Source organism: Pseudomonas sp. AGC41 (assembly GCF_057334555.1).
This window is the reverse complement of record NZ_JBHFJB010000159.1, coordinates 62,609-76,109: the sequence shown is the minus strand read 5'-3', so window position 1 is coordinate 76,109 and position 13,501 is coordinate 62,609. Positions and strand designations below refer to the sequence as shown.

The following is a 13,501-nucleotide window of genomic DNA, read 5'->3' as shown; positions in this document are numbered from 1 at the left end:
GGCTCGCTCCCACAGGATTTGCGTCAGCTCACGATTTCCTGCGTCGCCTGGCCACCCTCAAACGTCAGATATTCAACCAATTCCACCAACGGCAGCGGCTTGCTGATCAGGAAGCCCTGCACCTGATCGCAACCGAAACCCCGCAGCAGATCCATCTGCTCACGGGTCTCGACGCCTTCGGCCACGACTTCAAGATTGAGGTTGTGGGCCAAGTTGATCATCGCGTGCACCAGCTTGCGGTTTTCTTCACGCTGCTCCATGCCGCCAACGAAACTCTTGTCGATCTTGAGCAGGGCGATGGGCAGGCTGTTGAGGTGCACGAAGGAGGAAAATCCGGTGCCGAAATCATCCAGGGAGAACCGCACGCCCAGGCGCCCCAGGGCATCCATGGTCTGCTTCACCAGCTCGCTGCGACGCATGACGGCGGTTTCGGTGAGTTCGAACTCCAGCCACTGCGCCTCAACCCCCCGCTCGATGATCAATCGGCTCAAGGTCGGCAGCAGCTGGCTGTCCTGGAATTGCCGGAACGACAGGTTGATCGCCATGTGCAGCGGCGCCAGCCCGCGCTCGCGCAGGGCCTGCATGTCTCGTAGCGCGCGGGAAATCACCCAGTAGCCCAACGGTACGATCAGCCCGCTCTGCTCGGCCAGCGGCACGAATTCGCTCGGCGGCAGCAGCCCGCGCTCGCCGTGACGCCAGCGCACCAGGGCTTCGAGGCCGACGATGGAGCCATCGGCAAGGTTCAGCCGCGGCTGGTAATGCAATTCCAGTTCGTCGCGACGCAGTGCCCGACGCAGCTCGCTTTCCAGATCGGCGAGACTGCGGGCGTTGCGATTGATGCGCTCGTTGAAGATATGAAAGGTGCAGCCTTGCGTGCTCTTGGCTTGCTGCATGGCGATGTGCGCGTGCCACATCAGCGGGTCGGCACCGGCCTGGGCGCGAGCATGGGCGATCCCCAGGCTGCAGCCGATCAGCAGGCTTTCGCCATCGATCCAGTAGGGTTCAGCCATGGCTTCGGTGATGCGCTCGGCCATCCACTCGGCCCGCTGGGGCGCGCGACGGGTATCGATCAGCAGGGCGAATTCGTCGCTGCCCAGCCGCGCCAGTTGATCGCCGACTTCCAGCGCGCCCTTGAGCCGCGAGACCACCTGCAGGATCAGACGGTCGCCGGCCTGATGACCGAGCGCGTCGTTGGCGTGACGAAAGTTATCGAGGTCGAGATGGCCGAGCGCCAGGCCACGGCCTTCGTTTTCAGCCAGGCGTGCCGCCAACAGGGTCTGGAAGCCCTGACGGTTGGCGATGCCGGTCAGCGGATCCTGCTCGGCGAGCCGTTGCAGAGTATTTTCCAGCACCCCGCGCTCGCGCACATGGCGCAGGCAACGACGCAGTGTTGCCTCATCGAGCACGTCACGCACCAGCCAGTCGCTGACACCATCGGGGGGAGTCACCGGTTCGTGCTCAAGCAACAGGACCGTTGGCAAGCGGCAACGACCGGGCGCCGGCTGCAAGGCAGCGACAGTCAACAGGACCGCATTGCGGTTGTCTTCGAACAGGCTGCTGACCGACTCCCAGCTTGGGGCGCTGATCAACACGACCGACGGCCCCATGGGCGCCAGGCACTCGCGCAATATCGCTGACCACTCAGGCGTTTCGGCCAACAACAGCAAACGCAAGGGTTCGACAGGCGTAGACAAGCTGACTCCCTAGACTCTGCAAGGTGGTAGGCGCGGGGCATTATGACTCGCCGACAGGCAATCACCAATGCCAATGGTTCTCAAACACTCGGTTTTGACGGTTTTTCGCCTTTAAAAACGAACGTTAGACCCAAATCCCGTCCGCATCCTGAGGGAAAGTAACAAAAGCGGCAATTGAAGATGATGTGCGGCGTCACAAGTCGGACAGAGCAGCACAAATCTCAGAGCCTGTTAAAATGCCGGCCCATTTCGCAAACGACTCCCTGAATCCTGTCATGTCCCGACTCAATCCCCGGCAGCAAGAAGCCGTGAACTATGTCGGCGGCCCTCTTTTGGTGCTCGCCGGTGCAGGCTCCGGCAAGACCAGCGTGATCACCCGCAAGATCGCGCACCTGATCCAGAATTGCGGCATCCGCGCCCAATACATCGTCGCGATGACCTTCACCAACAAGGCTGCGCGGGAGATGAAGGAACGGGTCGGCGGCCTGTTGCGCGCCGGCGAAGGCCGCGGCCTGACGGTCTGTACGTTTCACAACCTGGGCCTGAACATCATCCGCAAGGAACATGCGCGGCTGGGCTACAAGCCGGGCTTCTCGATTTTCGACGAGACCGACGTCAAGGCCCTGATGACGGACATCATGCAGAAGGAATACTCGGGCGACGACGGCGTCGACGAGATCAAGAACATGATCGGCGCCTGGAAAAACGACCTGATCCTGCCGCCCGAAGCCCTGGAGAATGCCCGCAACCCCAAGGAACAGACCGCCGCCATCGTCTACGCCCACTACCAGCGCACCCTCAAGGCCTTCAACGCGGTGGACTTCGACGACCTGATCCTGCTGCCGGTCAAGCTGTTCCAGGACCACGCCGACATCCTTGAAAAATGGCAGAACAAGGTTCGTTACCTGCTGGTGGACGAATACCAGGACACCAACGCCAGCCAGTACCTGCTGGTGAAACTGCTGATCGGCAAACGCAACCAGTTCACCGTGGTCGGCGACGATGATCAGTCGATCTACGCCTGGCGCGGCGCGCGGCCGGAAAACCTGATGTTGCTCAAGGAAGACTACCCATCGCTCAAGGTGGTGATGCTGGAGCAGAACTATCGCTCCACCAGCCGCATCCTGCGCTGCGCCAACGTGCTGATCTCCAACAACCCCCACGAATTCGAAAAGCAGTTGTGGAGCGAAATGGGCCACGGCGATGAGATCCGTGTGATCCGTTGCCGCAACGAAGACGCCGAAGCAGAACGCGTGGCCATGGAAATCCTCAGTCTGCACCTGCGCACCGACCGGCCCTACAGCGATTTTGCGATCCTCTATCGCGGCAACTACCAGGCCAAGCTGATCGAGCTTAAGTTGCAGCATCACCAGATCCCCTATCGTCTGTCGGGAGGCAACAGCTTCTTCGGACGCCAGGAAGTGAAGGACCTGATGGCCTACTTCCGCCTGATCGTGAACCCGGACGACGATAACGCCTTCCTGCGGGTGATCAACGTGCCACGCCGGGAAATCGGTTCGACCACCCTGGAAAAACTTGGCAACTACGCCACCGAGCGCAAGATTTCGATGTACGCCGCCACCGATGAAATCGGCTTGGGCGAGCACCTGGACAGCCGCTTCACCGACCGCCTGGCGCGCTTCAAGCGCTTCATGGACAAAGTCCGCGAACAATGTGCCGGCGAGGACCCGATCGCGGCGCTGCGCAGCATGGTCATGGACATCGACTATGAAAACTGGCTGCGCACCAACAGCTCCAGCGACAAGGCCGCCGACTACCGCATGGGCAACGTCTGGTTCCTGATCGAGGCGTTGAAGAACACCCTGGAAAAAGACGAAGACGGCGACATGACCGTCGAGGACGCCATCGGCAAGCTCGTTTTGCGAGACATGCTCGAGCGCCAGCAGGAAGAGGAAGAAGGCGCCGAAGGCGTGCAGATGATGACCCTGCACGCCTCCAAGGGCCTGGAGTTTCCCTACGTGTTCATCATGGGCATGGAAGAAGAAATCCTCCCGCACCGCTCCAGCATCGAAGCCGACACCATTGAAGAAGAACGGCGCCTGGCCTACGTCGGGATTACCCGGGCGCGCCAGACACTGGCCTTCACCTTCGCCGCCAAGCGCAAGCAGTACGGCGAAGTGATCGACTGCGCCCCGAGCCGTTTTCTCGATGAGCTGCCACCGGACGACCTGGCCTGGGAAGGCAATGACGACACGCCGACGGAAGTCAAAGCCGTTCGCGGCAACAGCGCCCTGGCGGATATACGCGCGATGTTGAAGCGCTAGAATCGATTATTTTTCACTGACTTCAGGCGCCGACGCGTCATCAGAGGAGGCTTCATGGAAGCCCTGCATCAGAAAATTCGTGAACAAGGCATCGTGCTTTCCGATCAGGTCCTGAAGGTGGATGCGTTCCTCAACCACCAGATCGACCCGCAGTTGATGAAGCTGATCGGCGATGAATTCGCCGCGCTGTTCAAGGATTCGGGCATCACCAAGATCGTCACCATCGAGGCCTCGGGCATCGCCCCGGCGATCATGACCGGGCTGAACCTTGGCGTGCCGGTGATCTTCGCGCGCAAACAGCAGTCGCTGACCCTGACGGAAAACCTGTTGTCCGCCACCGTGTATTCGTTCACCAAGAAGACCGAAAGCACCGTCGCCATCAGCCCGCGCCACCTGAACAGCAGCGACCGCGTGCTGATCATCGATGACTTCCTGGCCAACGGCAAAGCCTCCCAGGCGCTGATTTCCATCATCAAGCAGGCCGGCGCCACCGTGGCCGGGCTGGGCATCGTGATCGAGAAATCCTTCCAGGGTGGCCGCGCTGAGCTGGATGCCCAGGGCTACCGCGTCGAGTCGTTGGCGCGTGTGAAGTCGCTGGCGGGCGGGGTTGTGACCTTCATCGACTGATCACCCATATCCCCTGTGGGGGGGGGGGGGGGCTCGCGAAAGCGGCCTGTCAGACACATCGTGTGTAACAGAGACACCGCTTCGCGAGCAGGCTCGCTCCCACAGGAGTTCAGGTTGCCTGTTGTTGCACAGTCGCCTTGAGCCCCGCCAGCAATAACCGCTGGGCCAACTCTTCCTTGAGCCCCTCCGGATTGGTCAGCTGCATCCGCTCCAGATGCCCGGCAAACTCCCAAGGCTCCGGCGCATCCAGCGCGGCCTTGCCCAACTCCAGAATCTCGCTGAGCTTGAACTTGCTCTTGAGCCAGTTCAGCGCTCGCAGCAGATCCCGCTCCAGCCCATCGAAATCGCAGCCCAACGGATACTCCGGGAACAGGTTGGGATGCCGCGCCTGGATCGCCTGCAAACGCTCCGAGGTGTTGTCGGCGAAACGTGGGTCGAGACGGAAATCCTTCGGCAATTTGCCGGCGCTCTGGGCCTGCTCGATCAGCCCCGGCTGGAAGCGTGAATCGCTGATGTTGAGCAACGCCTCGATCACCGCCGCGTCGGTCTTGCCGCGCAGGTCGGCAATGCCGTACTCGGTCACGACGATGTCCCGCAGGTGCCGGGGAATGGTGCAATGGCCGTATTCCCAGACGATATTGGAACTGACCACGCCACCTGACTCGCGCCAACTGCGCAGCAGCAGGATCGAGCGCGCCCCTTCCAGTGCATGCCCTTGGGCAACAAAGTTGTATTGCCCACCCACACCGCTGAGCACTCGCCCATCTTCCAATTGGTCAGCCACCCCGGCGCCCATCAGTGTCATGGTGAACACCGTATTGATGAACCGCGCATCAAGTCGCTGCAGGCGCTTGAGTTGTTCCTGGCCGTACAATTCGTTGATGTAGCTGATGCGCGTCATGTTGAATTCGAAGCGCCGGTTCTGCGGCAATTCGCGCAGGCGCTCGTAGAAACTGGCCGGGCCGAGGAAGAACCCGCCATGGATGCAAATGCCGTCGGGTTGCGCCGCCTCGTCGAGTGTCCCGGCGTTCGCCTGCTCCTGGGTCGGCTCATCGGGATAGACCTTGCGCCGGATGATCCCGGCCTCCGCGAGCACCAGCAAACCGTTGACGAACATTTCGCTGCAACCGTACAGCCCTTTGGCAAACGGCTCGGTCCCGCCCTCTCGCTCGATCAACTGCGCCCACTGGCTCAGATTCAGGTCCGCCAGCAACGCCTGGTAACCGGCGTTATCGGCCTGGCGCGCCAACAACGCCGCCGTCAACGCATCGCCCATGGAGCCGATGCCGATCTGCAACGTACCGCCGTCACGCACCAGGGTGCTGGCATGCAAGCCGATCAAATGGTCCTGGAACCCCACCGGCATGTTCGGCGTAGAGAACAGCGTGTGGCTGTCCTTCTCGTCGATCAGCAGGTCGAAAGCGTCAATGCCGATTTCCGCATCACCGGGCATGTAGGGCAATTCACTGTGGACCTGCCCGACCAAGAGGATGGTCTCGCCCGCCTCGCGTCGCCTGGCAATCATCGGCAACAGGTCCAGGGTGATGTCCGGGTTGCAGCTCAGGCTCAGGCGATCCGGATGTTCCGGGTCGCTTGCCACCAACTGCGCGATCAGGTTCAGGCCAGACGCGTTGATGTCCCGCGCCGCGTGGCTGTAGTTGCTGCTGACGTAGTCCTGCTGCGCCGCGGCACTGTGCAGCAGGCTGCCGGGCTGCATGAAGAATTGCTGCACGCGGATGTTTGCCGGCAGGCTGTCGCGCTGCAGATCGGCAAGGTAATCGAGTTCGGGATAGTCGCCGAAGACCCGGTCGACGAAGGGTTCGAGGAAGCGTTTCTGCAGACCGTCGCCCAGGCTCGGTCGACCCAGGCTCAACGCCGTGTAGATAGTCAGCTGCCGCTCGGGCAGTTGGGCGATGCGCCGGTACAGCGCGTTGGCGAACAGGTTGGGCTTGCCCAGCCCCAATGGCATGCCCAGGTGGATATGCGCGGGCAAGCGCTCGAGCACGTCATCCACTGCCTGTTCGATTGAACACAACTGCACCATCCGACCCTCCGGGACATTCCATGAATGTGGGTTGGACCGAGCTTGCCGGGTCTTGGTTGCGATGAACAGCCCCGGAAAAATCCCAGGCGCAAAAAAGCCGCTCGAAAGCGGCTTTTTCGTGAAAGATGCTGGCGAATTATAGACCGGACATTTCTTTGATGGCGCCCTTGAGCTCGTCATCGGAGCAATCGGCGCAAGTGCCTTTAGGCGGCATGGCGTTTACCCCAGTAATGGCCTTGGCCAGAATACCATCGAGGCCGCCCTGGTGATCGGCGCGCTCTTTCCAGGCCGCCTTGTCGCCGATTTTCGGCGCACCCAGCAGGCCGGTGCCGTGGCAGGCGTTGCAATGCTTGGCAATGACGTCCTTGGGCGCCTTGGCACCGCCAGCGCCGCCGGCTGCAGTGGCCACTTCCATGCCTTTGCATTCCTTGCCCTGAACACAAACCTGGCCAACGGGTTCAAGGCGCTTGGCGATTTCGTCGTTCGGCGCCGCTTGAGCGCTCGCAGCCCACAGGGCCAATACGGTTGCTGGTGCAGCCAGCATTTTCATAATTAGGTTCACGCGTACACCCTCAATGGTGGCTAGTCACGCCTGCGGCCACGGTTTGCAGGCGGGCGCAAGTATAGCGGTAAGCCTGTCACTCTGAAACAACCCCAAAGTCACAAGGGTCTTGTTTGTCATGACAGCCCAACTGGCGGGCGCCTAAGCCCTGCGGGCCTGGCGCCTCTTGGTCTAGAAATTCGCCGGAGTGGCTGCGCTGATCAGTCGCGCCGGCACGTCGAACGGATTGCGGAAACGATGTGGCTTGGTACTTTCAAAATAGTAGCTGTCGCCGGCCTCAAGCACGAAGGTTTCTGCGCCCACCACCAATTCCAGCCGCCCTTCCACCAGGATCCCGGTTTCCTCGCCCTCGTGAGTGAGCATTTCGTCACCGGTGTCGGCGCCAGGCGGATAGATTTCGTTCAGGAAGGCGATCGCCCGGCTCGGATGCGCCCGGCCCACCAGTTTCATGGTCACGGCGCCGTCGGAGATGTCGATCAGTTCGTTGGCTTTATAGACGATCTGGGTCGGTTTCTCCTGGAGGATCTCTTCGGAGAAAAACTCGACCATGGACATGGGAATCCCGCCAAGGACCTTGCGCAGCGAGCTGATCGAGGGGCTCACGCTGTTTTTCTCGATCATCGAAATAGTGCTGTTGGTGACGCCCGCGCGCTTGGCGAGTTCGCGCTGGGAAAGGCCTTTGAGTTTACGAATGGATTGCAGTCGTTCACCGACGTCCAATGCTGGAGCCTCCAGGGAATCAGGTTGTGTGGAAAGTGAGCGTTATCATGGCGACAGCGTTCAGTATTTACAACACTTTGACCCGAATCCTGTGCAGTGAAGCGACTTTCGGTAGATCGCGCTGAGCGTCACCCCTCGGAATAGAGCCTTGGCACTCGCCGCAGGTTGCAGAAGATCTGGTACGGAATGGTGCCGGCAGCCTTCGCGACGTCGCTGGCGAGGACATTTTTTCCCCAGAGCTCGACCGTGGAGCCAAGCCCTGCCTGGGGAATATGGGTCAAATCCACCGCCAGCATGTCCATCGATACCCGCCCGACCAGTTGGCTGAGCTGCCCGTCCACCATCACCGGCGTGCCGTTGGGCGCCTGGCGCGGGTAACCGTCGGCATAGCCCATGGCGACTACGCCGACCCGGGGCGGCTGGGCGGTAACGAAACGAGCGCCGTAGCCCACCGGTTCGCCAGCGGGAAGCTCGCGCACGCTGATGATCTTCGACTCCAACGTCATCACCGGTTGCAGGCGCGAAGCAACGGCATTGGCCTCCTCGAACGGTGTCGCGCCGTACAGCATGATGCCGGGCCGCACCCAGTCGCTGGGAATCTGCGGCCAGCCCAGCACCGCCGGCGAGTTGCGCAGGCTGACCTCGGCCATCAAGCCGTGGCGGGTCTGCTCGAATACCGCCAGTTGTTGCAGGCTGCTGGGGTCATGCAGTTCATCGGCACGGGCAAAGTGACTCATCAATACGATCTTTGCCACGTTGCCACTGGCCAGCAGGCGACGATACGCCGGCTGAAAATCGTCCGGGTGCAATCCGACCCGATGCATGCCCGAATCGAGCTTGAGCCAGACCGTGATCGGCTTGGCCAGCGTCGCGCGCTCTATCGCTTCGAGCTGCCACAACGCATGCACCACGCACCAGAAATCGTGCTCGACGATGAATGCCAGCTCATCGGCCTCGAAGAAACCTTCCAGCAACAGGATCGGCCCACGTATACCACCGGCCCGCAGTTCCAGGGCCTCTTCAATGCAGGCCACGGCGAACCCATCCGCCGTTTCCTGCAAGGCCTCGGCGCAGCGCACCGCGCCATGCCCGTAGGCGTCGGCCTTGATCACTGCAAGGGCCTTGGCCCCGGTGACATCACGGGCCAGTTGATAATTGTGACGCAGGGCTTGGAGATCGATCAGGGCACGGGCAGGACGCATGGCGGCAGGCTTCTAGGCGGTCATGGGTAAAAAAACCGGCGCAGGCTGACGGCATCAGCCATCAACGGCGCCGGGAGAGGGAGCTTTTCGACAGATGTCAGGGCAGCGCGGCCACGACGGACAGCTCGACCAGAATCTGCGGTTCGCACAACTTGGCTTCGACAGTGGCGCGGGCCGGGGCGACGCCCTTGGGCAGCCATTTGTCCCACACCGCATTCATGCCTTGAAAATCGGCGTCGATGTCCTTCAGGTAGATGGTCACTGACAGCAGGCGGCTCTTGTCGGTCCCGGCCAGGTCCAGCAGGCGCTCGATGTTGGCCAAGGTCTCGCGGGTCTGCTGCTCGATACCGGCGCTCATGTCGTCGCCGACCTGTCCGGCCAGGTAAACGGTGCCGTTGTGCACAACGACCTGACTCATGCGGTCATTGGTGAGCTGGCGCTGGATTGCCATGTTTAGCGGACTCCTGAGGTTTGCTGCCATAACGGGAAATATCGAGGCCTTCGGCGCTGATCTGCGGCGTTTTCTTCGCCATCAGGTCCGCCAGAAGGCGACCGGAACCACAGGCCATGGTCCACCCGAGGGTGCCGTGGCCGGTATTGAGGAACAGATTCTTGAACGGCGTGGCGCCAACGATCGGCGTGCCGTCCGGGGTGGTCGGGCGCAGGCCGGTCCAGAAACTGGCCTGGGCCAGGTCGCCGCCCTGAGGATAAAGGTCGTTGACGATCATCTCCAGGGTTTCGCGCCGACGCGGGTTGAGCGAGAGGTCAAAACCGGCGATTTCCGCCATGCCGCCGACGCGAATCCGGTTGTCGAACCGGGTGATCGCAACCTTGTAGGTTTCGTCGAGGACGGTCGAAGTCGGTGCCATCGCCGCATTGGTGATCGGCACGGTCAAAGAATAACCCTTGAGCGGATACACCGGCGCGCGGATACCCAGCGGCTTGAGCAATTGCGGCGAGTAGCTGCCCAGGGCCAGGACGTAGCGGTCGGCGGTTTCCAACTTGCCGTCGATCCAGACGCCATTGATGCGATCCCCGGCAAAATCCAGGCGCTCGATGTTCTGGTCGAAGCGAAATTGTACGCCGAGCTTCACAGCCATTTCCGCCAGGCGCGTGGTAAACATCTGGCAATCCCCGGTCTGGTCGTTGGGCAGGCGCAGCGCACCAGCCAGGATATCGGTGACATTGGCCAGGGCCGGTTCAACCCGGGCGATGCCTTCGCGATCGAGCACTTCGAACGGCACACCCGACTCCTCGAGCACGGCGATGTCCTTGGCCGCGCCATCGAGCTGGGCCTGGGTGCGGAACAATTGGGTAGTCCCCAGCCTGCGACCTTCGTAGGCGATGCCGGTTTCGGCGCGCAATTCGTCGAGGCAGTCACGGCTGTACTCGGACAGGCGGACCATGCGCTCCTTGTTGATCGCATAGCGGCTGGCGGTGCAGTTGCGCAGCATCTGCGCCATCCACAGGTACTGGTCGATGTCGACGGTGGCCTTGATTGCCAGCGGTGCGTGACGCTGCAGCAGCCATTTGATGGCCTTGAGCGGCACGCCCGGCGCGGCCCACGGCGAGGCGTAGCCCGGCGATACCTGGCCGGCGTTGGCGAAGCTGGTTTCCATGGCTGGCGCCGGCTGACGGTCGACCACCACCACTTCAAACCCGGCACGGGCCAGATAGTAAGCACTGACGGTACCGATGACGCCGCTACCCAAGACCAGAACGCGCATGTTGAAACCCTCATCGCGGATAACCGCTGACGTTTGTTATACAAAAGCTTAGATGCGCGCAGTGTAAAAAAGATCAGCCAGTGCTTTTCACTATATAAATGCCTATATTTGGCGAGAATTCTTGGCAAAAACCCTTTTCACGGAGGCGCATCACCTGTGCGTACCAATACCCAGACCAAACGTGAGCTGGACAAGATCGACCGCAACATCCTGCGCATCCTCCAGGCCGACGGGCGAATCTCTTTCACCGAGCTGGGGGAAAAGGTCGGGCTTTCCACCACGCCTTGCACCGAGCGGGTGCGACGGCTGGAGCGCGAAGGCATCATCATGGGCTATAACGCCCGGCTCAATCCGCAGCACTTGAAGGGCAGCCTGCTGGTGTTCGTCGAGATCAGCCTCGACTATAAATCCGGCGACACGTTCGAAGAGTTCCGACGCGCCGTACTGAAGTTGCCTCACGTACTGGAATGCCACCTGGTGTCGGGGGATTTCGACTATCTGGTGAAGGCGCGGATTTCCGAGATGGCCTCGTACCGCAAGCTGCTGGGTGACATCCTGCTCAAGCTGCCCCACGTTCGTGAGTCCAAGAGCTACATCGTGATGGAGGAAGTGAAGGAAAGCCTGAACCTGCCGATTCCGGATTGACGGTTGGCTTCAGGCCGCCTTCGCGAGCAGGCTCGCTCCCACACAGGTAGGTGGCGAACTGGTGGGAGCGAGCCTGCTCGCGAAGGCCGCGACCCGGTTTCCCTTGGCGGCTAGACCAATACCTGCCGAGTGCTGGCCATGTATTCATGAATCTGCTTCTCGACCCGCGGATGAATCAGCTCCACCGGCCGCCGCCCATTCGGGCATGGCAAGGTCGCGGTGGTACCGAACAACCGGCAGATCAGCGGCCGCTCATCGTAGACCGTGCACCCGTTCGGCCCCAGGTGCACGCAATCGAGCGCCTCCAGGGCCGCGTCCTGTTCGGCGCGGCTCTTGCGTGGTAAACGAGCCATTTCCTCGGGCGAGGTGGTCACCGGACCACAGCAGTCATGGCAGCCCGGTACGCACTCGAACGTAGGAATTTGCTGACGTAGCGTGCGGATTTTTTGACTGTTGCAGCTCATCTAGGCCATTACCGAATCGGGACAGCTGAGGATTCTGCCTTAAAGGCCCCCTGCCAGACAGCATCCGCCGACCAATGTTGCCGACTGAGGAAGGCCCGGCTTATGCTCCGTAAAATTTCTCAAACACAACAATCAGGATTACGCACATGAACGCCCGTGTTCAGCAACCTGTCCCGAGCCACGCGCACGCCGCCTCCTACTACGCCGCCAGCAGCCTGCCGCAGCCGGACCATCCGGTGCTGCAAGGCGAGTTAGTGGCGGATGTCTGCGTGGTGGGCGGCGGGTTCTCCGGGCTGAACACAGCCATCGAGCTGGCCGAGCGCGGCCTGAGTGTGGTGCTGCTTGAGGCGCATAAGATCGGTTGGGGCGCCAGCGGGCGGAACGGCGGCCAATTGATTCGCGGCGTGGGTCATGGTCTCGATCAGTTTGCGCCAATCGTGGGCACCGACGGCGTGCGTCAGATGAAACTGATGGGGCTTGAAGCGGTGGAAATCGTCCGCCAGCGGGTCGAGCGCTTTCAGATTCCTTGCGACCTCACCTGGGGCTACTGCGACCTCGCCAACAAGCCTGACGATCTCCAAGGCTTCGCCGAGGACGCCGAAGAACTCCGCAGCCTGGGCTACCGCTACGAGACGCGACTGCTGCAAGCCGATGAAATGCACAGCGTGGTGGGTTCGGATCGCTACGTCGGTGGCCTGATCGACATGGGCTCGGGCCACCTGCATCCGCTCAACCTGGCATTGGGGGAGGCGGCCGCGGCGCAGCAACTGGGCGTCCGGCTGTTCGAACGATCGGCTGTGACCCGCATCGACTATGGTCCGCAGGTAAAAGTACACACCGATCAAGGCTCGGTCCGCGCCACGACACTGGTGCTGGGCTGCAATGCCTACCTCAACGGCCTGAACCCGGAGCTGAGCGGCAAAGTGCTGCCCGCTGGCAGCTATATCATTGCCACCGAACCTCTGAGCGAAGCGCAGGCAAACGCGCTGTTGCCACAGAACATGGCGGTCTGTGACCAGCGGGTGGCGCTGGATTACTACCGGCTTTCGGCGGATCGACGTTTGTTGTTTGGCGGGGCTTGTCACTATTCCGGCCGCGATCCGCAAGACATCGGCGCGTACATGCGGCCGAAAATGCTCAAGGTCTTCCCGCAACTGGCAGACGTGAAGATCGATTATCAATGGGGCGGGATGATTGGCATCGGCGCCAACCGCCTGCCGCAGATCGGCCGGCTCAAGGATCAGCCCAACGTGTATTACGCCCAGGCCTATTCCGGCCACGGGGTGAATGCCACGCACCTGGCCGGCAAGTTGTTGGCCGAGGCTATCAGCGGCCAGCAGGGCGGTGGGTTCGACCTGTTTGCCAAGGTACCGCACATGACATTCCCGGGCGGCAAGCATTTGCGCTCGCCGCTGTTGGCGCTGGGGATGTTGTGGCACCGGTTGAAGGAGCTGGTTTAGTTGAACAGCTGGTTTAGTTAAAGTGCTGTCCTTGACTGAAGACCTGTTTAACCGTGGCGGGGGGGGGGGGG

General features: G+C 61.5%; 12 protein-coding genes. 4 read left to right on the top strand and 8 right to left on the bottom strand.

Going from position 1 to position 13,501, the window contains the following annotated elements; translation table 11 throughout:
• Positions 1-23: 23 nt before the first annotated feature.
• A complete protein-coding gene (locus ACE04F_RS27865) occupies positions 24-1,694 on the bottom strand; it encodes a putative bifunctional diguanylate cyclase/phosphodiesterase (protein WP_486110792.1) in 1,671 nt (556 codons plus the stop codon).
• Between the two features lie 275 nt (positions 1,695-1,969).
• Between ACE04F_RS27865 and rep the strand changes: the two genes are divergently transcribed.
• Together rep and ACE04F_RS27855 are read left to right on the top strand one after the other, a co-directional pair.
• Positions 1,970-3,979 carry a DNA helicase Rep gene (gene rep, locus ACE04F_RS27860; protein ID WP_305497937.1) on the top strand — a complete coding sequence of 670 codons (2,010 nt, stop codon included), beginning with the start codon at positions 1,970-1,972 and terminating at the stop codon, positions 3,977-3,979.
• A gap of 54 nt (positions 3,980-4,033) precedes the next feature.
• Positions 4,034-4,606: a xanthine phosphoribosyltransferase gene (locus ACE04F_RS27855; protein WP_486110790.1), complete on the top strand. Its 573-nt coding sequence runs from the start codon at positions 4,034-4,036 to the stop codon at positions 4,604-4,606.
• Positions 4,607-4,715: 109 nt separating this feature from the next.
• Here the strand turns inward: ACE04F_RS27855 and ACE04F_RS27850 are convergent, their stop codons facing one another.
• The 6 genes from ACE04F_RS27850 to dadA all read right to left on the bottom strand — a co-directional run bounded on the left by ACE04F_RS27850 (position 4,716) and on the right by dadA (position 10,861).
• Positions 4,716-6,650: an acetyl-CoA hydrolase/transferase C-terminal domain-containing protein gene (locus ACE04F_RS27850; protein WP_486110788.1), complete on the bottom strand. Its 1,935-nt coding sequence runs from the start codon at positions 6,648-6,650 to the stop codon at positions 4,716-4,718.
• 136 nt (positions 6,651-6,786) lie between these two features.
• On the bottom strand, positions 6,787-7,200 hold the full coding sequence (locus tag ACE04F_RS27845; RefSeq protein WP_434574329.1) for a c-type cytochrome: 414 nt from the start codon (positions 7,198-7,200) through the stop codon (positions 6,787-6,789).
• Between the two features lie 183 nt (positions 7,201-7,383).
• Complete coding sequence (locus ACE04F_RS27840) at positions 7,384-7,932, bottom strand: cupin domain-containing protein (RefSeq protein WP_030138196.1); 549 nt, start codon at positions 7,930-7,932, stop codon at positions 7,384-7,386.
• Positions 7,933-8,060: 128 nt separating this feature from the next.
• Positions 8,061-9,134 carry an alanine racemase gene (alr, locus tag ACE04F_RS27835; RefSeq protein WP_486110785.1) on the bottom strand — a complete coding sequence of 358 codons (1,074 nt, stop codon included), beginning with the start codon at positions 9,132-9,134 and terminating at the stop codon, positions 8,061-8,063.
• Between the two features lie 97 nt (positions 9,135-9,231).
• Positions 9,232-9,585 (bottom strand): RidA family protein, encoded by a 354-nt coding sequence (locus ACE04F_RS27830; RefSeq protein ID WP_305497932.1) that lies wholly within the window; start codon positions 9,583-9,585, stop codon positions 9,232-9,234.
• Positions 9,557-10,861 (bottom strand): D-amino acid dehydrogenase, encoded by a 1,305-nt coding sequence (gene dadA / locus ACE04F_RS27825; protein WP_486110783.1) that lies wholly within the window; start codon positions 10,859-10,861, stop codon positions 9,557-9,559. Before dadA ends, ACE04F_RS27830 begins: the two co-directional genes overlap by 29 nt.
• Positions 10,862-11,017: 156 nt before the next feature.
• On the opposite strand from dadA, the gene ACE04F_RS27820 reads away from it, so the two are divergent.
• Complete coding sequence (locus ACE04F_RS27820) at positions 11,018-11,506, top strand: Lrp/AsnC ligand binding domain-containing protein (protein WP_003206849.1); 489 nt, start codon at positions 11,018-11,020, stop codon at positions 11,504-11,506.
• Positions 11,507-11,616: 110 nt separating this feature from the next.
• On the opposite strand, the gene ACE04F_RS27815 is transcribed toward ACE04F_RS27820, so the two are convergent.
• Positions 11,617-11,970 (bottom strand): YkgJ family cysteine cluster protein, encoded by a 354-nt coding sequence (locus ACE04F_RS27815; protein WP_198796221.1) that lies wholly within the window; start codon positions 11,968-11,970, stop codon positions 11,617-11,619.
• 146 nt (positions 11,971-12,116) lie between these two features.
• Here ACE04F_RS27815 and ACE04F_RS27810 point away from each other — a divergent pair, with 146 nt between their 5' ends.
• The gene (locus tag ACE04F_RS27810; RefSeq protein ID WP_486110780.1) at positions 12,117-13,430 is read left to right on the top strand and encodes an NAD(P)/FAD-dependent oxidoreductase; all 1,314 of its coding nucleotides are present in this window, start codon (positions 12,117-12,119) and stop codon (positions 13,428-13,430) included.
• Positions 13,431-13,501: the final 71 nt, after the last annotated feature.